General features: G+C 70.3%; 17 protein-coding genes, 1 tRNA gene and 1 pseudogene. 12 read left to right on the top strand and 7 right to left on the bottom strand.

The annotated features are described in order from the left end of the window. Window positions 1-271: 271 nt before the first annotated feature. Complete coding sequence (locus H5J26_RS02930) at window positions 272-1,168, bottom strand: LysR family transcriptional regulator (protein ID WP_181764063.1); 897 nt, start codon at window positions 1,166-1,168, stop codon at window positions 272-274. 108 nt (window positions 1,169-1,276) lie between these two features. Here H5J26_RS02930 and H5J26_RS02925 point away from each other — a divergent pair, with 108 nt between their 5' ends. After that, window positions 1,277-2,242: an aldo/keto reductase gene (locus H5J26_RS02925; protein WP_181764062.1), complete on the top strand. Its 966-nt coding sequence runs from the start codon at window positions 1,277-1,279 to the stop codon at window positions 2,240-2,242. A gap of 118 nt (window positions 2,243-2,360) precedes the next feature. Continuing rightward, window positions 2,361-3,365 (top strand): aldo/keto reductase, encoded by a 1,005-nt coding sequence (locus H5J26_RS02920; RefSeq protein ID WP_309237753.1) that lies wholly within the window; start codon window positions 2,361-2,363, stop codon window positions 3,363-3,365. A 99-nt stretch (window positions 3,366-3,464) separates the two neighbouring features. Here H5J26_RS02920 and H5J26_RS02915 read toward each other — a convergent pair whose 3' ends face one another. The 3 genes and pseudogenes from H5J26_RS02915 to H5J26_RS02905 form a co-directional block, all read right to left on the bottom strand. Then, on the bottom strand, window positions 3,465-4,292 hold the full coding sequence (locus H5J26_RS02915; RefSeq protein ID WP_309237752.1) for an aldo/keto reductase: 828 nt from the start codon (window positions 4,290-4,292) through the stop codon (window positions 3,465-3,467). Between the two features lie 243 nt (window positions 4,293-4,535). Next, window positions 4,536-5,309: pseudogene (locus tag H5J26_RS02910) on the bottom strand (DUF817 domain-containing protein); the annotation flags it as partial. 293 nt (window positions 5,310-5,602) lie between these two features. Further along, window positions 5,603-7,618: a glycoside hydrolase family 127 protein gene (locus tag H5J26_RS02905; RefSeq protein WP_181764060.1), complete on the bottom strand. Its 2,016-nt coding sequence runs from the start codon at window positions 7,616-7,618 to the stop codon at window positions 5,603-5,605. A gap of 519 nt (window positions 7,619-8,137) precedes the next feature. On the opposite strand from H5J26_RS02905, the gene H5J26_RS02900 reads away from it, so the two are divergent. The 10 genes from H5J26_RS02900 (at window position 8,138) to H5J26_RS02855 (ending at window position 17,404) form a co-directional block, all read left to right on the top strand. After that, window positions 8,138-10,027: a propionyl-CoA synthetase gene (locus tag H5J26_RS02900; protein WP_181764059.1), complete on the top strand. Its 1,890-nt coding sequence runs from the start codon at window positions 8,138-8,140 to the stop codon at window positions 10,025-10,027. Window positions 10,028-10,098: 71 nt separating this feature from the next. After that, window positions 10,099-10,623, top strand: coding sequence for a dihydrofolate reductase family protein (locus H5J26_RS02895; RefSeq protein ID WP_210770943.1), 525 nt, complete (start codon window positions 10,099-10,101; stop codon window positions 10,621-10,623). Between the two features lie 130 nt (window positions 10,624-10,753). Continuing rightward, window positions 10,754-11,173 (top strand): PPOX class F420-dependent oxidoreductase, encoded by a 420-nt coding sequence (locus tag H5J26_RS02890; RefSeq protein ID WP_181764058.1) that lies wholly within the window; start codon window positions 10,754-10,756, stop codon window positions 11,171-11,173. Window positions 11,174-11,361: 188 nt separating this feature from the next. Continuing rightward, window positions 11,362-11,820, top strand: coding sequence for an RrF2 family transcriptional regulator (locus tag H5J26_RS02885; RefSeq protein WP_181764057.1), 459 nt, complete (start codon window positions 11,362-11,364; stop codon window positions 11,818-11,820). Between the two features lie 97 nt (window positions 11,821-11,917). Continuing rightward, window positions 11,918-12,850, top strand: a complete 933-nt coding sequence (locus H5J26_RS02880) for a sulfite exporter TauE/SafE family protein (RefSeq protein ID WP_181764056.1) — start codon at window positions 11,918-11,920, stop codon at window positions 12,848-12,850. 108 nt (window positions 12,851-12,958) lie between these two features. After that, a tRNA-Cys gene (locus tag H5J26_RS02875) sits at window positions 12,959-13,033 on the top strand. A gap of 217 nt (window positions 13,034-13,250) precedes the next feature. Continuing rightward, window positions 13,251-14,114, top strand: coding sequence for an ABC transporter permease (locus H5J26_RS02870; protein ID WP_181764055.1), 864 nt, complete (start codon window positions 13,251-13,253; stop codon window positions 14,112-14,114). Further along, window positions 14,087-14,866 carry an ABC transporter ATP-binding protein gene (locus tag H5J26_RS02865; RefSeq protein WP_181764054.1) on the top strand — a complete coding sequence of 260 codons (780 nt, stop codon included), beginning with the start codon at window positions 14,087-14,089 and terminating at the stop codon, window positions 14,864-14,866. The genes H5J26_RS02870 and H5J26_RS02865 overlap by 28 nt, the downstream gene beginning before the upstream one ends. A 50-nt stretch (window positions 14,867-14,916) precedes the next feature. Next, complete coding sequence (locus H5J26_RS02860; RefSeq protein WP_181764053.1) at window positions 14,917-15,966, top strand: ABC transporter substrate-binding protein; 1,050 nt, start codon at window positions 14,917-14,919, stop codon at window positions 15,964-15,966. Window positions 15,967-16,414: 448 nt separating this feature from the next. Continuing rightward, window positions 16,415-17,404, top strand: a complete 990-nt coding sequence (locus H5J26_RS02855; RefSeq protein ID WP_181764052.1) for an RICIN domain-containing protein — start codon at window positions 16,415-16,417, stop codon at window positions 17,402-17,404. 86 nt (window positions 17,405-17,490) lie between these two features. On the opposite strand, the gene H5J26_RS02850 is transcribed toward H5J26_RS02855, so the two are convergent. The 3 genes from H5J26_RS02850 to H5J26_RS02840 form a co-directional block, all read right to left on the bottom strand. Then, window positions 17,491-18,675 (bottom strand): GDSL-type esterase/lipase family protein, encoded by a 1,185-nt coding sequence (locus H5J26_RS02850; protein WP_181764051.1) that lies wholly within the window; start codon window positions 18,673-18,675, stop codon window positions 17,491-17,493. 72 nt (window positions 18,676-18,747) lie between these two features. After that, on the bottom strand, window positions 18,748-19,317 hold the full coding sequence (locus H5J26_RS02845) for a TetR/AcrR family transcriptional regulator (protein WP_181764050.1): 570 nt from the start codon (window positions 19,315-19,317) through the stop codon (window positions 18,748-18,750). Window positions 19,318-19,964: 647 nt separating this feature from the next. Further along, window positions 19,965-21,419 carry a Glu/Leu/Phe/Val dehydrogenase gene (locus H5J26_RS02840; RefSeq protein WP_210770942.1) on the bottom strand — a complete coding sequence of 485 codons (1,455 nt, stop codon included), beginning with the start codon at window positions 21,417-21,419 and terminating at the stop codon, window positions 19,965-19,967. Window positions 21,420-22,292: the final 873 nt, after the last annotated feature.

Here is a 22,292-nt window from a genome sequence, read left to right as displayed (position 1 = left end):
CCGCCTTGCGGAGGCTCTTGCCGAAAGGGGGTTGCGGTGACCGGGGCCGCGGCCCTCCGCCGTAGCGGGGGCGGCGGCGCCGGATCCGTCAACGGCCGGCGTTTCGGGCCCGGTTGCCGTTTCGGACGGGGGGTCGACGGGGTGTACGAAGGACATCGGCCCTCCCGGGGCACCGGATCAGCGCGGCGACTGCGGTGTGGCGGCATCGATACTGGCCAACCGCCGCACCAAGGTCAACACGTCAACACGACTGATCCACGCCGAAGTTGGGTCACCTCCGCGAGTGCGCCGGCAGATCCAGGTACGAGCAGAGCTTGCGCGCGGCGGGGCTGGCGGCATCGCCGTCGGGTATCGCGACCGAGACCTGCCAGATCGGCCGGGGCCCTTCCGTCAGTTCGACTGAGCGCAGCCCCGCCGCCTGGGGCTTGCGCGCGAAGTGCCGTGGGACGACGGCGACTCCGAGGCCCTGCTCCACGAGCTCGAGCATGCTGTGGACGTCGTTGACCTCCAGGGCCACCTGGCGTTCGACTCCGGCCGCCGCGAAGGCCCGGTCGGTCGACTGACGCACTCCCCAGTCGGACTGGAAGTCCACCAGCGCCTCGCCCTTCAGCTCCGCCCAGCGGGCCTCCTCACCCGCGGCGAGCGAGTGGCCGGGGTGGCACAGCAGGATCAGCGGTTCCTCCGTGAGCGGCATCAGGCGGACGCCCTGCGGAGGGGGTGCGCACAGTGCGACGAAGGCCAGATCGAGGCGCCCCGCACCGACCGCCTCGGCGAGCTGGGCCGAGCCGGCCTGCCGCAGCCGGATCTCCACCTTGGGGTGCTCTTCCCGGAAACGGGCCAGCAGGCGCGGCACATGCACGCCGGCGATGCACTGTTCGGTGCCGACGGAGAGACTGCCGCGCAGCAGTCCCTGGACGGCCGCGACGGCCTCCTTCGCCGCCCGCATGCTCGCCAGCGTCCGCGTCGCCTCACTCAGCAGCGCCTTGCCGGCGCCCGTCAGCTCGACGCTGCGCGTGGTCCGTACGAACAGCTTGGCGCCCAGCTCCCTCTCGAGCGCGCGGACGGACGCCGAGAGCCCGGACTGGGAGACCAGCAGCCGCTCGGCGGCGCGCGTGAAGTGCCGCTCTTCGGCGACGGTGACGAAGTATTCGAGGTGCCGTAGTTCCACATTGAGAAGGCTAGCCGCTGAATCCGTTCGCTTTCTTCTATTGGACGCATTGCTCGGAGCGAGCCAGCCTGGAGAAGTCCACTGCCCACGACCCTCGGGAGCGCACACATGCGGACCACCACACTGGGAGCCACCGGCCTTCGCGTCTCCCGCGTCGCTTACGGCACGTGGCAGCTGGGCGGCGACTGGGGGTCCTTCGACGAGGATGCCGCGATCGCCGCCATCCGCCATGCACGTGAGCTGGGCGTGAACCTCTTCGACACGGCGCAGGCGTACGGATTCGGCGCCTCGGAACGGCTGCTGGGCAAGGCGCTGCGCGAAGAGCTCACCAGGGACCGGGACAGCGTGGTGATCGCCACCAAGGGCGGCGTCCGCCCGGACGGGGGCGGACGGGACGCCTCGGCGGCCTACCTGCGCGACGGTGTGGAGCAGAGCCTGCGGGCGCTCGGCGTCGAGACGGTCGACCTGTACCAGGTGCACTGGCCGGACCCGGACGTGCCCGCGGCGGAGACGGCGGGCGCGCTCCAGGAGATGGTCGACGAGGGCAAGCTGCGGCACGTCGGGGTGTCCAACTACGACGCGGCGCAGATGGCCGAGTTCGCGGCCGTACGTCCGGTGGAGACCCTCCAGCCGCCCTACCACCTCTTCCGCCGGGGCATCGAGGCGGAGATCCTGCCCTACGCCCGCGAGCACGGGATCGGCGTACTCGCCTACAGCCCGCTCGCCAGCGGACTGCTGACAGGCAGGTTCGACGAGAACACCCGTTTCGAGGACGGCGACTGGCGCAGCCAGGCGACCGCCTTCACCGGCGACGCCCTGCGGAAGAACGTGGCCGTGGTGCGCCGGCTCGCGGACTTCGCGGAAGCGCGCGGATACAGCGTCAGCCAGCTCGCGATCGCGTGGGTGCTGGCAGGGGTGGACGTGGCCCTGGTGGGCGCCCGCAGCAGCCGCAACATCGAGGCCAGCGCCGCTGCCGCCGACATCTCACTGAGCGACGACGACCTTGCGGAGATCGGACGCATCGCCGCCGACGGAGTGCAGATCGAGGGCGCCAGCCCGGAGGGCGTCGCCTGACACACACCGTTCCGGCCCGTTCGCCCGAGACGGAGACCCGGCGTGCCGGTGTCCCGGCATCGCGGCCGTCCCGTTCCACCGACCGTAATCCGAGCAGCACTTGAGGAGAGAGTCCACCGTGTACCGAGCAGAGCCCGGCCGCTACGAGCAGATGCCCTACCGCCGTACGGGCCGCAGTGGCCTCCGCCTCCCCGCGATCTCCCTGGGCCTCTGGCACAACTTCGGCACCGACCGCCCCCTGGAACGCCAACGCGCCATCGTGCGCCGCGCCTTCGACCTGGGCGTCACCCACTTCGACCTGGCCAACAACTACGGGCCGCCGCCCGGTGCGGCAGAGACCGCGTTCGGGCGCATCTTCCACGAGGACCTGCGCCCGTACCGCGACGAGATCCTCGTCTCCACGAAGGCCGGTCACCTGATGTGGCCCGGTCCGTACGGTGAATGGGGCTCCCGCAAGAGCCTTCTCGCGTCCCTCGACCAGAGCCTCGGACGCATGTCTCTCTCACACGTCGACATCTTCTACTCGCACCGGCCCGACCCGGACACGCCGCTCGAGGAGACGATGGGTGCGCTGCACTCCGCGGTGCAGCAGGGCAAGGCCCTCTACGCGGGCATCTCCAACTACTCCCCCGAGCAGACGCGTGAAGCGGCCCGCATTCTGCGGGAGTTGGGGACGCCGTTGCTCATCCACCAGCCGCGCTACTCGATGCTCGACAGGGCCCCCGAGGAAGGACTGCTGGACACCCTGACGGATCTGGGAGCAGGCTCCATCGTCTTCTCGCCGCTGGCGCAGGGCCTCCTGTCCGACCGCTATCTCGACGGCGTACCCGCCGACTCCCGTGCGGCCGGGGCCAGTCCGTTCCTCAGCAGCGAGCAGATCACCGAGAAGACGGTCGGCATGCTGCGCGGCCTGAACACGGTGGCACGGGAGCGCGGGCAGTCCCTGGCTCAGATGGCGCTGGCCTGGGTGCTGCGCGGCGGCCGTGTCACCTCGGCGCTCGTCGGCGCGAGCAGCCCTGAACAGCTCGCGGACAGCGTCGCGGCGACGGAACGACTCGACTTCGCCGACGACGAACTGGCCCGCATCGAGGAGCTGTTGAGCCAGGTTCCACCGCTCGGCTGATCACCCTGCTCCACCGGGCCGCCGACGGCTCAGCGCCGCTTCGGCGGCCCGGTGGGAGCACGGCGATTCCCATCACCTTGAACGGGGCTTCGCAGCCCGTCAGTTGAACGTCTCGGGGTGGGGCCCCACGCGTTCCCCGGTCTCCAGGGCTCCGAGGGCGGCCTGGTCCGCCTCGTCCAGTTCGAAGCCGAGAACGTCGATGTTCTCCCGGATCCGGGCTGGCGTCACCGACTTGGGGATCACTACGTTCCCGAGCTGGAGGTGCCAGCGCAGTACCACCTGCGCCGGGGTCCGGCCGTGCTTCCCGGCGATGCCGGTGACGGCCGGGTCGTCCAGCACGCCGTTGCCGCGTCCCAGCGGAGACCATGCCTCGGTGGCGATGCCGTGGCCGGCGTCGAAGGCGCGCAACTCCTCCTGCTGCAGACGCGGATGAAGCTCGACCTGGTTGACGGCGGGGACGACGTCCGTCTCCTCGGTCAGCCTGGTCAGGTGCGCGGGCTGGAAGTTGGAGACGCCGATCGACCTCGCTCGGCCCTCGGCATGGACCTTCTCCAGCGCCCGCCAGGTCTCGACGTACAGATCGCGGGCCGGCAGCGGCCAGTGGATCAGGTAGAGGTCGACGTAGTCCATGCCCAGGCTCTCCAGGGAGGAGTCGAAGGCCCGGAGAGCGGCGTCGTATCCCTGGTCGGTGTTCCACAGCTTGGTGGTCACGAAGAGTTCTTCGCGAGGTATACCGGACTCCGCCAGCGCTCGGCCGGTGCTCTCCTCGTTCCCGTAGAGCGTGGCGGTGTCGAAGCTGCGGTAGCCCGCCTCCAGTGCGGTCGCGACCACCTGCGGGGTCTCCTCGTCCGGCACCTGGTAGACGCCGAAGCCCAGCTGCGGCATGGGGATTCCGTTGTTGAGTGTGAGAGCGGGGACGTTGCTCACGTGGCGCACCTCGGATCGTCGCGGTGATGGTACGGACCCCGACCACTCTAGGGAATGGAGAATTCCGCTTACCCGGGGTCAGCGGCCGATCGCGCCGTGCTCCCCGACGCCCGCACGGACTTGCCCTTCACCCCGACCTTCCAGGACCCCGTCGCCGCCGAGGGGCTCCGGCTCACCGTGAGGCGCACCCCGTGACGTACGTGCGCCGGCGAGCGGAGCCGGTTCGGAGCTCCCGTCCGGCCGCGACCGGTCGGCCGCCCTCCGCCTGCCCGCCGCCGCCGCCAGGACGAAGGTGACGCTGATCAGCAGGGCCCAGGCTCCGAACTTGGCCGGGGAGACCGGCTGCCAGCCGTCCAGTTGGTCGGGATAGCTCCATGCGCCCGCGTAGGTGGCGGCGTTCTCCGCGATCCAGAGGAAGAAGCCGATGAGGACGAAGGTCAAGGCGAGCGGCATCCGGTGGCGGTACGTGCCCACGGTGTAGCGCACCCATGTGCCGCAGGTCGCGACGAGCATCAGTGCCGCGAGCACCCAGCGGGCGTCGGGCAGCCAGTGGTGGGTGAAGAAGTTGAGGTAGACGGCGGCGGCCAGGACGGCCATGACGCGAGGCCGGTAGCCGGTCAGCCTCAGTTCCAGCAGGTGCCACGCGCGGCAGACGTAGCTCCCCACGGCGGCGTAGAGGAATCCGCCGTAGAGCGGGACGCCCGCGACCTTCGTGAACGCGGGTTCCGGGTAACTCCACGACCCGAGGCGGACCTTGACCAGTTCGAAGAGCAGCCCGATGAGGTGGCATCCGGCTATCACCGCGGTGTCCCGCCTGCTGTCCCAGTCCAGCCGTCTCGCCAGCAGCGCCAGCGCGATGCCGTACACGAGCACGAGGTCGTAGCGCGCGACCGGCAGCCGCGGCAGGAGCCCCGAGACGGCGATGCCGCCGAGCAGTGCGACGGCGAACGCACAGCAGCGTGCCTGGTCCCAGCCGAAGACGAGCAGCTGCCGCACCGCACACGAGATCTTGCCCATGCCGGTAGGACGCCCGCGTTGGCAGGCGTGGTTCGCCGGTGAAAGCAGCTCCGTCGAGCGCGGGGCGGAGCCCTTCCATTCCCCTGTCGGCTTTCCGCGGTCTACGGCAGCACGAGCGCGTCTTCCTCTCGGGGCATCGACGAGATCGCCTGGCTCCCCGGCACCAACGGCACCGATCCGGCTCAAGCCCACGGCTGCCGTTCCGATGCACGTCGACGGACACGACGCCCGAGTCGCGATCATGCAGATCCGGCGAAGCTGAACCGGCCCTGAGCCCCGTCAGGCGGCGGAGTTCAAGGGCGCGGCGCCTGCCTGCGCTCGTCCAGCGGGAGCCACACGCGCATGGGGCCGTCCTCGCGGTGGGCCCACAGGTGGTACGGGACGGCGGTCACCTCGAACGGGCCCTCCGTCTCCGCGCCGGTGGGACCGGCAGCGACGTCAGGGGACGGCCTCTCGTCGTACGGCCACCAGGAGCCGGCTGGTGGAGGCGCGGCCGTCCGAGCGGTGGCCCCGACGGTGACCGTGCCGCCCAGCAGGTCCTCCCGCCTGGTCTCGGTGAGCGGACGGGCGGGGTCCAGCCTCAGGTCGTCGAGCCGCGTGCCCGAGGGCTGGTCGACGCGCTCGACGCAGTACACGAGGGGACCGCGTTCGACGGCGACGCATCCGCGGACCGCGTCCACGCGCGAGGGAGGGGAGGTCAGCCGTGATGCGAGGTCCAGTTCCAGGACCACCTTGTCGCCGCGGCGCCACGGGCGGCGCAGCCGCAGCCACCCGTCGTCGGTGACGGCCTCCTTCGCGCTCAGGGGTTCTCCGGCGACGCGCGCCGACCAGCGGCCTGCCGCCCAGTGCGGGATCCGCAGGGTCAACGGCCAGTCGCCCGCCGCCTCTTCGGCGCCGGACCCCGTCACGGTGATCTCGACGCGGCCGTTCCAGGGGTAGTCGGTGGCGACGTCGACGGCGGCGGTACCGGCCGCGTACGAACCGGTCGCGTACTGGTGCAGGAGCAGGCCCTCACCGTCCGACGCGGCCATGTAGTGCGGCAGCGAAGCAAGGAGCCGCATCACGTTCGGCGGGCAGCAGGCGCAGCGGAACCAGCGGGTGCGGAACGCCGTGTGGTCGCCCTCGCTCTGGACGTGGCCGTCACGGACCTGGAGCGGATTGACGTAGACGTAGCTCCGGCCGTCGAGGGAGACGCCGGAGAGGAAACCGTTGAAGAGCACCCGTTCGAGATGGTCGGCGTAGCGGGCGCGGCCCGTGGCCAGGAGCAGCCGCCAGCTCAGCATGGCGGAGGCGATGGCGGCGCACGTCTCGGTGTAGGCGCGCTCCGGGGGCAGTTCGTACGGGTCGCCGAACGCCTCGTCCTCGTGGTGCGAGCCGACGCCTCCGGTGAGGTAACTCCTCCTGGCCGCCGCCTCCTCCCACAGCCGCTCGGCGGCCTCCAGCAGCGTCGTGTCGCCCGTCTCGGCGTACACGTCGACGACCCCCGCCAGCAGGTACAACTGGCGCACGGCGTGGCCTGCGACGGCATCGGCGTCCCGTACCGGCACGTGGTCCTGCCAGTAGCGGCTGCCGAACCGGCCTTCGGGGAGCAGGCCGTGGCCGCGACGGTCGACGAAGTAGCGGGCGAGGTCGAGGTACCGCCGCTCGCCGGTGCAGCGGTACAGCTCCACCAGTGCGGTCTCGATCTCGGGATGTCCGCAGACACCGTCGATGCGGCCTTCGCCGGTGCCGAAGCGCTCGTCGACGTGGTCGGCCAGCCGGCGTGCGACGGCGAGGACTTCGGTACGTCCGGTGGTGCGGACGTGGGCGACGGCGGCCTGGACGAGGTGGCCGGCGCAGTACAACTCGTGGCCCCATGCGAGTTCCTGGAAGCGCACCGACGGCTTCTGCACCTGGTAGTAGGACTGCAGGTATCCGTCGGGCTGCTGGGCCTGTTCGAGCAGGGTCGTCAACTTGCTGATGCTGTCAGCGAGTTCACCCGCGGCCGCGGTGTCCGTCGCCGGATCCCCGAGCTGCCAGGCAGCGGCCTCCAGCCACTTGTAGGCGTCGGAGTCCATGAACGGCAGGTCGTTGACGTACGCGCCCTGTGAAGTGCCCGCCGCCAGGCGGAGGTTGTGCAGATTCCCCGCTTCCTCCAGCCGCTCGTAGCCGTCAGGGATGCTCGTACGCGCATTCACGGTGCGCCTCGCGTCCCACAGGCCGCCCGTGATCCGAGCCGCTCCGGCGGGACGCAGGACGGTATGGGCGCCGGAGGTGAGGCCGACCGGTCCGGGGGCCTCGTCGGCTCCGGCGGTGGACTGCAAGGGCATGCGGGGATGCTCCTCTGTGGCAGGGGCGGGACGGGAGGGGTCGGCCGGCCGGGCGGCCCACGGGAACACATGAGGCAGTCGTTCCTCACGGAAGCTAGGACCGGCACGAGATCCGGGTCAAGGAACAAGAAGCGGACGCCGCCAGGCATCTCCTGACGGGCAGCTCTGCCCGCATCGCGCACTTCCCAGGGCCCGCCCCGGCATCGAGCGGCCGCCGCGTCAGGCGGACCCGGGCGGGCTGGGGCTGACCGGCTGCCGCGGGCATCGAGGGCGAGGCCGCCCCGGCATCGAGCGCAGGCCCTGCCGTCCCGTGGTCCCCGTGAATCCGCCGACCCCCGTCCCGGCGGCTGACCAGGACCGTGCGTTGGCCGTATGGTCGCCGTACCGGCCGAGCGGAGCGGAATCAGTGGCTCCGCAAACGGTGAGGACTGCGTTGGTTCCGTCCGGGCGGGCAGGCTCGGGGCGGAGAACCAACACGCGACGGGGCGGCTCCCACGGGCCGCCCGGAGGGAGGCCCCGGTGGGCACCTACGAGGACATCTTCCGCGCGAGCGTGTCGGACCGGGAACGGTTCTGGCTGGACGCGGCCGACGCGCTGGAGTGGCACAAGGCCCCCTCGAAGGCACTGGACGACTCGCGGCCGCCCTTCTACCGATGGTTCCCCGACGGCGAGTTGAACGTCTCCTACAACGCGCTGGACCGCCATGCGGACGGCGGACGCGGCGACCAGCCGGCGCTGATCCACGACTCCCCCGTCACCGGCACGAAGACGACCTACACCTACAGCCGTCTGCGCGACGAGGTCGCGACCTTCGCCGGGGCGCTGCGCGACATGGGCGTCGGGACCGGCGACCGTGTCGTGATCTACATGCCGATGGTGCCGGAGGCGGCCGTCGCGATGCTCGCCTGCGCGCGGTTGGGCGCGGTGCACTCGGTGGTCTTCGGCGGCTTCGCCGCGAAGGAGCTGGCCGTACGCATCGACGACGCCTCTCCGGTCGTCGTCGTCTCCGCTTCCTGCGGGATCGAGGGCTCACGCGTCATCGAGTACAAGCCGCTGCTGGACAAGGCGATCGAGCTCGCCGCGCACAAGCCCGCGAAGTCGGTGGTCCTCCAACGCCCGCAGGCGAAGGCCACGTTGGGCGAGGGCGACGTCGACTGGGCGGAGGCCTGCGCGGCGGCCGAACCTGCCGCGCCGGTGCCGGTGAAGTCCACCGATCCGCTCTACGTCCTCTACACCTCCGGGACGACCGGGAAGCCGAAGGGCGTCGTCCGCGACGGCGGCGGCTACGCCACCGCCCTGGCCTGGAGCATGACCAACGTCTACGACGTCGGCCCAGGTCAGACGCTGTTCACCGCGTCCGACGTCGGCTGGGTCGTGGGCCACTCCTACATCGTCTACGCGCCGCTGCTGGTCGGTGCCACCTCGGTGCTCTACGAGGGCAAGCCGGTCGGCACCCCCGACGCGGGGCAGTTCTGGCGGGTCGCGTCCGAGTACGGGGTGCGCTCGATGTTCACCGCTCCCACCGCGTTCCGGGCGCTGAAGAAGGAGGACCCGAACGGGGACCACGCCCGCGAGTACGACCTGTCCTCGCTGAAGTACCTCTTCCTCGCCGGGGAGCGGCTGGATCCCGAAACCTACCGCTGGGCCTCCGAGTTGCTTCAGATCCCGGTGATCGACCACTGGTGGCAGACCGAGACCGGCTGGCCGATCGTCGCCAACCCGGCGGGCATCGAACTCCTGCCCGTCAAGCCCGGATCGCCCACCAAGCCGCTGCCGGGATGGGACATCCAGGTGCTCGACGGCGACGGCAAGCCGGTGCCGACCGGAACCAACGGCGCCATCGTGGCGAAGCTGCCCATGCCTCCGGGGTCGCTGCCGACGCTGTGGAACGACGACGAGCGATTCGTCTCGTCGTACATGTCGGCGTTCGACGGCTTCTACCTCACCGGTGACGGCGGTTATCTCGACGAGGACGGCTACCTGTACGTGATGGGGCGTACGGACGACGTCATCAACGTCGCCGGTCACAGGCTCTCCACCGGCGGCATGGAGGAGGTCCTGGCCGGCCATCCCGACGTCGCGGAATGCGCCGTCATCGGTGTCGCCGACCAGCTGAAGGGCCAGGTCCCCCGCGGTTTCGTGGTCCTCAAGTCAGGTGTCGACGCCGGCGCCGACGGCTACGAGGAGGGCCTGCGCGCGGAGTTGGTCCAGATGGTGCGGGACCAGGTCGGGGCGGTCGCCTCGCTCAAGGAGGTCTCGGTCGTGGCGGCCCTGCCCAAGACCAGGTCGGGGAAGATCCTGCGCAAGACCATGCGGAACATCGCCGAGGGCACTGACGAACCTGTGCCCGGCACCATCGACGACGCGAGCGTCCTCGACGCGCTCCGCCCGGTCCTGCGCAACGAGTAGAGGGGCCCGGAGCACCTGCGGGTCCGGCTCCGTACCGCCGACGGCTGCGGCAGCCGTCGGCGGTACGGCCGTTGTCACAGACGTCACCCTCGCCGGGGGCCGACACCATCCTCGCCCAGGAGGAGTTGCTCGCATCGGCCCCCGGCCCCGGGCCCGCCGAGGACGGGCCGCTGCTGGCCGTGGTGGACGGCAGGGGGCGCGTAAGCCGATGGACGGAGCTGCGCGACGCCGGCCACTGGTCGGACGTGCTCGCCCTGCACTCGCAAGCCACCTCACCGCACCCCGCGGCGCGTCGGGTACGGCAGCTGGTCGAGGGCACCGAACGGGTCGATCTGGAGGCGGTGTTGAGGGCTCTCGCGGAGACCGAGGGCGCCCGTACGGTACGTGTCGACAGCGGCGGCGCCCTCAACGGTGCCCTCCTCGCAGCCGATCTGCTGGACGAGGTGAGTCTGCTCGTACACCCGTGCCTGGCCGGGCCGGGCGAGGGGCACATGTGGCACGGGGCATCGGGGCGTTCCGGCGCTGTGCTGGAGCTTGTGGCGAACGAGTCCCTGCGGGACGGCCTCGTCTGGCTCCGCTACCGCCTGCGCAGGTGACCGCGCCGGCGCTGATCCAGCGGAGTGGCCCTCCCCCTGGGTCAGCGTCGCGGACCCGGGTACCCAGCGTCCGTCCGCACAATGGGTGCCGGCACCGGCAGGCGCCGGACCGAAGTTCGAAGGGATCCGCATGTCCAAGCCACCGCTTCCCGAGGCCGCAGTCACGATGCTGGCCAACGCCAATCCGTCCGTCATCACGACCCTGCGTTCCGACGGGCAGCCGGTCTCCACGGCCACCTGGTACCTCTGGGTCGACGGACGCGTTCTGGTCAACATGGATGAGGGTCGGAAGAGGCTGGAGCACCTGCGGAACGACCCCCGGGTCACGCTCACCGTGCTCGACGAGGCCAACTGGTACACGCACATCAGCATCATCGGCACCGTCGCCGAGCTCCGCGAGGACGAGGGTCTGGCCGACATCGACCGCCTCGCCCGGCACTACACGGGAAAGCAGTATCCGCAGCGGGACCGCGGCCGGGTCAGCGCCTGGATCGAGGTCGACCGCTGGCACGGCTGGGGGTCCTTGAAGGACAGCGGCCAGGCCGGATGACCGAAGTGCGCTCACTCGCCGTGGTGTGATCAGCGGCCACGGCGAGTACGGGGGCGCCGGACGCGCACACCCGGCAGCCGTGAACGACCGGCCGCCGACGCGTCGTGCCCTGCCGCTCGCCCCGGCCTGGGACGCCTGCCGGCGGAGCCCCTGCCCAGCGGCCGCCCGCCGTGCCGGATAATGCCGCCATGCGGATCTCGGCAAAAGCGGACTATGCGGTGCGCGCCGCGCTGGAACTCGCGGCCGCGCAGGACGACGGCCCCATCAAGACCGAGGCGATCTCCAAGGCCCAGGGGGTCCCGCACAAGTTCCTGGAGAGCATCCTCAACGACATGCGGCGGGGCGGACTCGTTATCAGCCAGCGCGGCGGCCAGGGCGGCTACCGGCTCGCGGCACCCGCCGAGTCGATCACCGTCGCCGACGTGATCCGTGTGGTGGACGGCCCCCTGGTGTCCGTACGCGGCGAACGTCCCCCCGAACTCACCTACACCGGCCCGGCCGAGTCGCTGCTCCCGCTGTGGATCGCGGTCCGTGCCAACGTCCGCGCCATCCTGAGCGAGGTCACGCTGGCCGACGTCGCGGCCGCCGACCTTCCTGAACACATCCACCGGCTGACGGAGTTGCCCGAGGCGTGGACGAATCCATGACCGTGTCCAGCTGACGAGACGCCCTTGACCGGCGCATCACCGTCGGCACATTCTCTATCAAGACGATAGGGATACTAGGGAATGGGGTCGGAGTCGCATGCGCACGCTCATCTTGCTGGCCCTCGCCGGCCTCGGTGCCCAACTGGTCGACGGCAGCCTGGGAATGGCCTACGGGGTCACGTCCACGACCTTGCTCCTGGCAGTGGGCACCAACCCCGCGGCCGCGTCCGCCACAGTGCACCTCGCCGAGATCGGCACGACGCTCGTCTCCGGTGCCTCGCACTGGCGCTTCGGCAACGTCGACTGGCGCGTCGTCGCGAAGATCGGCGTCCCCGGGGCCGTGGGCGCGTTCGCGGGAGCGACCGTCCTGTCCGGACTGTCCACGGCCGTCGCCGAACCGGTCATGTCCCTCATCCTGCTGGGCCTGGGGCTCTACCTGCTGACGCGGTTCACGTTCTTCGGACTCTCGACCCGCAATCTCGGCAAGCCGCTGCGGAAACGCTTCCTCTCCCCGCTCGGGCTGGTCGCCGGGTTCGTCGACGCCACCGGCGGAGGCGGCTGGGGCCCCGTCGGCACTCCGGCCATCCTGGCCGGCGGACGACTGGAGCCGCGGAAGGTGATCGGTTCCGTGGACACGAGCGAGTTCCTGGTCACCGTCGCCGCCAGTATCGGCTTCCTGACGAGCCTCGGCTCCGAGGGCGTCAACCTGAGCTGGGCGGCGGCGCTCCTGGTCGGAGGCGTGATCGCCGCACCGCTCGCCGCATGGCTGGTACGCCGTGTCCCCCCGCGCGTCCTCGGGACTGCGGTCGGCGGCATCATCCTGGTCACCAACGCCCGCACCCTGCTGCACAGCGACTGGATCGCCGCGGACGGCGCGGTGCCCGGCACCGTCTACGCCGGGCTGTACGTGCTCTGGGCAGCCGCGCTCGCCTACGCCTTCCGGGAGCACCGCCGGAACATCGCTCTGGAACGGGACGCAGCACCGGCCGGGACCGGCTCCGCCGCGAAGGAAAGCGCGTCCTCGGTATGACTGACGACCCGGCTCGTGAACCGCGTATGACAACTGTGTGGCACCGCCCGGGCTTCCCTTCCGCGGCCATCGCCACCCCGTCTACGGTCGGGTCAGTCGTTTCACGACGGCCGTGTGCCCGAGAGGCTGAGGGGCTCGCCTGCAACGCGAGTTACGCGGGTTCGAATCCCGCCGCGGCCTCCACAGCGGCGCCCCGCCCCGCGGGCCGCATGCGTTCAGCAATGCTCACCACGCGCGGACACATCGACCTGCTGCGGGTGGCGTCCGCGGTCTGTCGCGGCTGCTGACGTCTGCCGCAACTCCCCCGCTTTTTCCAACTTTTCGCCTCGGCGGCTCCGCTCACACGCCTCACGCGTGCAGAGCCGCCCAGGGCTGTCCCGCTGCCCACGTGGAGCCTTCAATGAGTGTCAGTCACGCCTCTCCGGACGCGTCCGGTGCGGCGCCGCATCTGCTGCCCGAGCCCGTCCTCGAACCCATCACCTCCGACACTCGACGGCGGGCCCGTCTCCCCCGCTGGCTGCGCCGCACCTCCGGCCCGGTGCTGCTGCTCGCCCTGTGGCAACTGCTCAGCTCCGTGGGGGTACTTCAGGCCGACGTGCTCGCCTCACCGGGCACGATCGCCCAGGTCGGCGGCGGCCTCGTGGCCGACGGTTCGCTGCCCGAGGCGATGGGCGTCTCGCTGCAACGGGTCGCCGTGGGGCTGCTGTGCGGTGCGCTCGTGGGCACGCTTCTCGCCCTCGCGTCGGGCCTGTTCCGGATCGGCGAAGACCTTGTCGACGCGAGTGTCCAGATGCTGCGCACGGTGCCCTTCGTCGGTCTGATTCCCCTGTTCATCATCTGGTTCGGCATCGGGGAGACCCCGAAGGTCGCCATCATCACGATGGGCGTCACCTTCCCGCTGTACCTCAACGTCTACGCGGGCATCCGCGGCGTGGACGCCCAACTGATCGAGGCCGGCGAGTCGTTGGGCCTGTCCCGCTGGGGGCTGGTGCGGCACGTCATCCTGCCTGCCGCGCTGCCCGGCGCGATGACCGGCCTGCGCTACTCGCTCGGCATCGCCTGGCTCGCGCTCGTCTTCGCCGAACAGGTCAACTCCGACGCCGGCATCGGCTTCCTGATGGTCCAGGCCCGCGACTTCCTGCGTACCGACGTGATCGTCGTCTGCCTTGTCGTCTACGCCTTCCTCGGCCTCCTCGCCGACTTCATCGTCCGCACTCTCGAAAGGCTGCTGCTGCAATGGCGACCGACGTTCACCGGCCAGTGAAGGCACGCACCCCAGACCGTCCGACCGCCTCCCCCGACACCGTCGTACGCGTCGAGGGCCTCACCCGCGAGTTCGACGGCAACGCGGTCGTCGACGGGCTTCAACTGAACGTGCGGGCCGGTGAGTTCGTGGCTCTGCTGGGCCGCAGCGGATGCGGCAAGAGCACCCTGCTGCGCATCCTCGCGGGCCTCGACCGTGAGATCGGCGGCACCGTTCTCGTGCCGCGCCGCAGGGCCGTCGCCTTCCAGGCTCCCCGGCTCATGCCCTGGAAGCGGGTGTGGCGCAACGTCCTGCTCGGGCTCCCCGGGCGGCCCGGACGCGAGGTGGCCGAACAGGCGCTGGAGGAAGTGGGGTTGACCGAGCGGTCCGACGCCTGGCCCAAGACGCTCTCCGGTGGTGAGGCCCAACGCGCCTCGCTGGCCCGCGCCCTCGTACGCGAACCCGATCTCCTGCTGCTCGACGAACCGTTCGGCGCTCTCGACGCACTCACCCGCATCAAGGCCCAGCAACTCGTCGACGAACTCTGGCAACGCCGGGGCTGCGCCGTACTTCTGGTGACACATGACGTCGAGGAGGCCCTCCTGCTCGCCGACCGTGTGCTGGTCATGGACGAGGGCCGGATCGCCTACGAGTCACAGGTGGACCTGCCCCGGCCGAGGGACATCGGTGACCCGCGATTCGCCGAACTCCGGGCCCGGCTGCTGGACCGGCTCGGTGTCGAGGCACCCCTCCCCGCCTACGCGGGCGCCTGACCCGCTCCCCCTCAGCGCTGCTGCACGCAATCGACTTGAACGGACGCACCATGCGACGACGCACCATCCCCGCTCTGCTCATCCCCCTCCCCTTGCTGCTGGCAACTGCCTGCTCCGGCACATCGTCCGCCGGCGGTTCGGCAGCGGGCGGCTCCAAGGGCGGCACCGACGGCAAGGGCTCGCTCACCCTCAACGTCGGTGACCAGAAAGGCGGTTCGGAAGCCGTGCTGCGAGCGGCCGGCGAACTCGACGACCTGCACTACAAGATCAAGTGGTCCACGTTCACCTCGGGCCCGCCGCTGCTCGAGGCGATCAACGCCAAGGCCGCGGACATCGGCGCAGTCGGCAACACCCCGCCCGTCTTCGCCGCCGGCGCCGACTCGAAGATCTCGGTGGTCGCCGCGACGCACGGCACGTCGAAGGGCGAGACCGTCCTCGTGCCCTCGGACTCCAAGCTGAAGGAGACCAAGAGCCTCAAGGGCAAGACGATCGCCGTCGCACAGGGCAGCTCGGCCCACTATCAGCTCGTCGCGTCCCTGAAGAAGGCCGGGCTCACCATCAAGGACGTCAAGCTCAGCTACCTCCAGCCGGCCGACGCCCTGGCCGCGTTCAACGGCGGGAAGGTGGACGCGTGGGCGGTCTGGGACCCGTACACCTCCCAGGTCCTGCGCAGCAAGAAGGGCCGTGTCCTCACCGACGGCGACGGGGTCGTCAACGGTCTCAACTTCCAGGTCGCCGCCCCCGGCGCCCTCAAGGACAAGAAGAAGGCCGCGGCGATCCGTGACTACATCGAACGTCTGAAGAGGGCCCAGGCCTGGGTGTTCAAGCATCCGGAGAAGTGGGCGAAGGTCTGGGCGGAGGACACCGGACTGCCCTACCCCGCAGCGCTCGACGCGGTGAAGCGCACGAACGGCACCCGGGTGCCCGTCGCCATCGACAAGGCAGCGGTCGCCTCCGAGCAGGACATCGTCGACACCTTCGCAGGCCTGAAGCTCATCCCGCGCAAGTTCGACTTCGGCGACTACGTCGACCCCCGCTTCAACGGGGACCTGCCGCCCTCCACCGCCGAGCCGCGCTCGTACGGCAAGAACGGTTCCTGAGAGACAAGTTGGTTGCCCGGCCCGGTACTTCGCCGCGAAGTGCCGGGCCGGAAGTGCTTCCGCGACCGCCCCGTTCAGGATTCCGGAACGCACGGAGACATGCTGAATCAACCCTGAGCCCGGAAGGCGGGCCCTCGCCCGGAATCGTGCCGATCCTTCCGGTGCCTTCGAACCGCTTCTTCCAAGAAGAGGTTTCACACGACCGCTCGTCCCCTGTTCACTGGACGGGGGCGGGCAACCCGCGCCCCCACGGCCGCATATCCGCCGGGGCACACCGGGACCTGTGCCCGCGCGCGTTGCGTCGCCGACGGCGTTCGAGCGATCCGCGTTCAGGACATCGTGCTCAGCACTCCTGTGACCGTGGATTCACGAGTCGTCCTGGCACGTCGACGGACCGGCCGGCCACGCCCCTCTTTCATGCACTGCCCCCACCGAGCGATAGGACGCGATGACGGACTCCCGTGACGAGCAGCAGGCACAGGGCCCTTCCCGGGACCGGGAAGCCACCCACTCGGCGCGCGACGCACGCGACGCACGCGACGCGGAGGAGACGTCTGCTTCCCTGCCGGACCGGGAGAAGGGCCACCCCCCGACCGGCTCCTTCCCGGAGGGAGAGCCGGACACTGTCGGCCCCATCGTCACGGCGGTCAACCCCCGTATCGTCCCGGCGGGTTCGAGAAGCCCGGCCCCCGACGCACCGCCGCCCGGCCGGCTCCGCAAGACGGTCCTCGCCACGACGGCGGGCCTGGTCGTCGCAGGGCTGCTGACCGGCGGGGTCGTGCTCTACAGCGGAATCGACACCGAGGAGAGAGCAGATTCGGACGTCACACCCGGCCCCGAATGGACGGGCGGGCAGGACGACTACAACCCGCGTTCCCCGTCCCCGAGCGAATCGTCGTCCGGCAAGAGGAAGGACCCCGGGCCACGCGGCTCACGAACCGGGTCGCCCGGCGACGGGGACGACGGGAAGCGTCCGCCGCAGAAGGGCGACGGCCAAGCGCCGTCGGCAACGGCTCGGCCGCCCGGCGGATCAGGCGGCGGGCAGGGCTCTCCCGGCTCCGTCCGCATCTGGAACCACAACTCGGACCAGTGCATCAACGTCCCCGGCGGCCAAGGAGACGACGGGACGCCGCTGCAGATCCGCACGTGTTCCGGCGACGACGCGCAGCAGTGGAACTTCGCGAGCGACGGCACGGTACGCGCCCTCGGGCTGTGCATGGATGTCGCCAACGGCTCGAACGTGAACGGCACCGTCATCCAACTCGCGGAGTGCAGCGGCAATCCGGCGCAGCAGTTCCGGCTCAGCGACGGCAGCGACCTGGTCAACCCGCAGGCCGACAAGTGCGTGGCGGTGCGGGACGGCGACATCCAGAGCGGCGCTGCGCTCCAGTTGTCGGACTGCTCGGGCGAGGACCGCCAGAAGTGGAGTCCGGCCTAGCGCCGCGCGCACGGAGCTGCGGCCGCCCGGCCCCCCGCAGCTCCGTGCGCGCGATGAAAGCGGGAGTAACCAGGGGGCGTGCTCTGTCAGTTGGGGTGGTCCGCGAAGACGCCGTCGCCGGTGAAGGCGAGTTCGGCGAAGCGCCGGCCCATGCGGCGATGGGTGGCGGCGTCCGGGTGGAGCTGGTCCGGCAGCGGCAACTCGGCGGAGTCCGCCTCACCGTAGAGCTCGCGGCCGTCGAGGTGATGCAAATTCGGGTCCTCGACGGCCCGTTGAGCGACGATCCGGGCGAGCTCGTCCCGTACGACGTTCAGCGTCAGTTTCCCGCCGGCACGCTCCGCCGGATCGCCGGTCGCCCGGAACTGCAGTAGACCGGTGCTGAGGGTGCTGAAGTCCAGGGCGCTGGGGCCCGGCGTGTCTTCGTGGATGGGACACAGGATGGGCGAGACGACCAACAGCGGCGTGTCCGGGTGGCCTTCGCGAACGGTGTCGAGGAAGCCGTGGACGGCGGGGGTGAAGGCACGCAGGCGCATCAGGTCGGTGTTGACGAGGTTGATGCCCACCTTGAGGCTGATCAGGTCTGCGGGGGTGTCCCGGAGTGCGCGGGCGGTGAACGGGTCGAGCAGGGCGCTGCCGCCCAGTCCGAGGTTGATCAGCTCCACGCCGCCGATGGAGGCGGCGAGCGCGGGCCAGGTCGTGGTGGGGCTGGCGGCGTCGGAGCCATGGCTGATCGAACTGCCGTGGTGCAGCCACACCATGCGGCCGCGGTCCGCGGCCGGCTCGACGGCGGCGTCGGTGCGCAGGGCCACGAGTTCGGTGGTCTCGTTGTGCGGCAGCCAGATCTCGACGTCCTTGACACCCTCGGACAGCTCTGTGAAGCGGAGGGTGCCGATCTGCCCGGCGTTGTTCTCAGCGGTCCCGGTGGTCATGTCGATGGTCAAGGTGTTGCCGCCGAGCACGCTGGCCTGGCCGGCCAGGCGGCCGTCGACGAGCAGGTCGTAGACCCCGTCCGGACGGGGCGGAGCGCCCACGTAGACGCGCTTGGTGGGCAGGGTGTCCAGTTCGAGGGCGGTGGCCCGGGTGCGGAACACCAGCCGTACGCCGGAGGGTTGAGCCTCCGCCATGGCCAGTTGTCCGTCGGTGCACTGGGCGCGGGCACGAGCAGGCAGCCGGTGCGGGAGCACGCCCCGCGCAGTCCGCTCCACGTCCAGGGCACCGCGCAGAAGGTCAGCGGTGACGGGGGTGGTGATCCAGTCGTCCTTGGTGTGCATTGCCTCAACCTGATTGCTGTGTCGGGAAGTTCGCCGGTGTCCCGCCCCGGCGCTCGGGCTCGTGCGGACCGGTCATGCTTCGGGCCAGTTCCGCAGCAGGGCGTCGAGGCCGTCGAGGATCCTTGCCCAGGTCTCCTCGGTGTCGGGAGCGCTGTGGCTGAACCCTCCGCCCATCTCCAGGCTGACGTAGCCGTGGAAGACGCTGCCCAACAGGCGGACCGCGTGCGTCTGGTCCGGCTCCGTCAGGTCGTAGCCGCGCAGGACTGCCCGCGCCATCTGTGAGTGCCTGCCACCCGCGCTCGCGGCGGCCGCCGCCGGGTCGAGCCGCAGCTGGGCGGCCGCGTAGCGCCCGGGGTGCTCGCGGGCGTAGTCGCGGTAGACGTTCGCCAAGGCGGCCAGGGCATCCTTGCCCGCCCTCCCGGCCAGCGCCGAGGCGCCCCGGTCGGCGAGCTCCTCCAGGGCGAGCAGGGCGATCCGGGTCTTGAGGTCGTGGGAGTTCCTCACGTGCGAGTAGAGGCTCGCGACCTTCACGTCGAACTGTCTCGCCAGCTCCGAGACGGTGACCTGCTCGAAGCCGACCTCGTCGGCCAGCTCCGCACCCGCCTGAGCCAGGCGTTCAGCCGTCAGCCCTGCACGCATCATGCGCCCCCGTTCAGCAGACCCGATTGTGCAGTTGCCTAAAGCTTTTAGGCAAATCGGTCTGTCTTTTAGGGAGACCTGTGCGTGGTCCTGGACTGCCCCGAGGCCGCGCACCGGAGCCCATGCGACCGCCTCTGCTCGATGGGCCCGCGCCGTCGCCCAGGCGCCAGGGCTCCCGGAGTGGCCCCGTCGCCCTCAACGGTCAGCAACCGGGGGTCTTGAGCCGAGCGCGACGGCCCTGCGGGGCCTCGACAGCCATGGCCGAGCACGGACACACGCCCTTGATCGGCCCGTCGAACCACGCACGTGCGGCGGGGCGCCCGGAGGCCGCCGATGCGGCGAGACTGCAAGCGCTGTCATCGCTGTCCGTCGCGGCGAAGCCTGCGACGACCCAGGCGTCGGCCCCAACTGCCTCGCCCCCGCCCGGGCTTCATTCAGAAACACAAAGGAATGCCCGACCGAAGTACGGGCGAACGGGCTGGAGTTAACGCGAGGCACGCCCTCTCACCCTCTCGCGCGGCAACTCCCGGGCGAGTGCCTTGAGTTGACCGCACGCCGAAATACGCTACGCCCGAAACGCAATTGAAACAGACGTGCCCTGCACCGGCGGGAACCGGTGCAGGGCAGCATCATTGCGCGCGTTGGGTGCGTCAGGACTGTGCGGAATCCGGGTCCGCCGGGCCGGGCCAGTAAGCCGGGCAGGCGGCACCGTTGGGCTCACGGCCGGTCTCCAGGGAGACGTCGACCACGTCGACCGCACCCGGGAACGCGGCGTTCGGCGAGTGGATTACCGCTTCCGCGATATCGGCGACGTCCGAAGCATGCGAGAGCCCTGTAGCCGGTCCCTCGTCACCCTCGGTGAATTGCAGGCCCTGCGGCGTGCTGGGGAACAGGTCACGGAATGCCACCGCGCCGCCGTACTCGCGAATCAGCCGCTGGGAATTCTCCTTTGCGAACTGCACCCCGGCGGTCCGCATCGACGTCCCGGTTTCGTCGGCCCGGTTCATGAGGTCCTGGACGAGCGGACGGATCTGGGCGGACAGCCGGCTGCACGCGCCGGAAGGGCTGACCACTTCACCGAGGATGACCCACCAGGCTCCGGCAGCGGCACCGGTGTTGGCGATGAAGTCGGGGACCACCGTGACCCCCCGCTCCAGGAGACGCTGCTCCGCCTCGGGGGTGGTGGGCACGTTCGCCGCCTCCACCACGAGCTTGCCCCGGATCTGGTCGCAGTTGTCCGCGGTGATCGTGTAGGAGACGGCAGCCGGCACGAGCACGTCGACGTCCTGGCTCAGCCAGGAGTCACCCGGGCATTCCATGTCGTCGTCGCGCAGCGCGGAGCGGTCGATGACGCCGCCCGTGGTACGCGCGGACAGCAGAAGCTCCACGTCGAGGCCGCGCGTCTCGTTGAGGATCAGGCCCTGGGCGTCCGTGATTCCGACGATCTTCACGCCGGCGCGCGCCAGGTAGAGGGCTGTGGATCCGCCCATCGCACCGAATCCCTGCACGACCGCACGGGCCGTCTCAGCGGGAATGTCCCGGTGCTCCAAGGCCGCCAGGGCTGCCTCCGCCACGCCGTAGCCGCCGACCAGTTCGGACAGCTTCAGGCCCTCGGTGCGCGTGTTGAACGCCTGCCGGATGCGTGAGCGCACCTCGGCCCCGTCGGGGGCACGGACGACGGCTGCGTGGAGGGAGGTCTCGTCGATGCCGACCCGTGAAAAGGCCCGGTCGAGCTGCTCCTGCTGTGTCCCGAGGTCGCCCGCGGTCACCCAGAAGCGTTCGAGCAGCGGCCGGACCGCCTGCAGGAACCGCTCCCGTACCTCTTCGGCTCGGGGGTCCGCGGAGTCGAAGTCGATGCCGCCCTTGGCGCCGCCGACGTGAATGCCGAAGGCACCCATTTTCAGGGTCATCTCGCGGGCGAGTTCGCCCACCTCATTGACCGTGCAACCCGGCCGCATGCGCAGACCCCCCGTGGCGATGCCCGTGACCAGCTGGTCGATCACGACGAATCCACGAGCGGGGGTTTGAGTGTCGCGCCACGTGACCTGCAGATAGGGCTCATGCTCAAGCACCTGCAACGGCGTCTCGACAGCTGTTTGTGTCACTTGGCACTCACCCTTTCCAGTCACTGATAGGCACTTACTCATTCGTGCGGGACTTGCACCGACCTGGTCTGAAGGACCAGCAGCCAACGCCACCTCCCTGTAATTGCACAGAGTTCTTCCGCTGACTCGACCGGCTGCGCGCGATCGCGAACACCGAACGATTATTGAGGCAGGAGGAATTACGCCCTTAGGGCACACTTGCGGTGGGCCCTGATCAGGGGCGCAAAGAGATACTTCAGAAATACGCAGAGAACGCATCCGGTTGCGTTGTGCGTAGGGCCTACTGTGAGGTCGCGCTTCACCCCTTGTCAAGCAGTCTTTTGGGGTGGGTCCTGGGGCTCGTTTTCCGCTCCCCGTCGGCCACTTCGGGCAGAGAGAAATTGCAGCTCAGAGCGGTCGAGCTCGAATAGCCGCAGAGCCGCTGACGGGAAATCAGCCCCGGCACGGCAGCCCGGACGAGCGACGCGCCGACCCCCTCGGAAGGTAAGGGCGTGCTTCGGGCGTCGGGCACACCCTGATTCCCCGAGACGGACACACTCTTCGCGGCACCCGGTCGACCGCCGCGCTCCCGTTTCTCAGCCGTCCCGTTCGGCCGTCCAGGGACCCTTCGAGCGAACCACGCCCTCCGGAGGGACGCATCCCGTTCAGGCGCCTCAGGAGCGCTCACCAGGCGGGGTGCCGGAGCCCGGTTCCGGTCGCGGCGTGCGTGGATGCGGGTCGAAATTCGTCGTGAGAGGCAGGGCCGTTCGGGAGACCGTCCTGACCGCCCACGCATAGCTGACCCGACGGTGTGGTGTGGCCGCCGAGGTGGGCCTTAGTCGACGACGACGAGGACGCCTGGGACCGGAACGCAACGTCACGGGCGAGGCGGCG

It is taken from the genome of Streptomyces albidus (ex Kaewkla and Franco 2022), assembly GCF_013870515.1.
Taxonomy (GTDB): Bacteria; Actinomycetota; Actinomycetes; order Streptomycetales; family Streptomycetaceae; genus Streptomyces; species Streptomyces albidus.
This window is presented reverse-complemented; position numbering and strand designations above follow the sequence as displayed.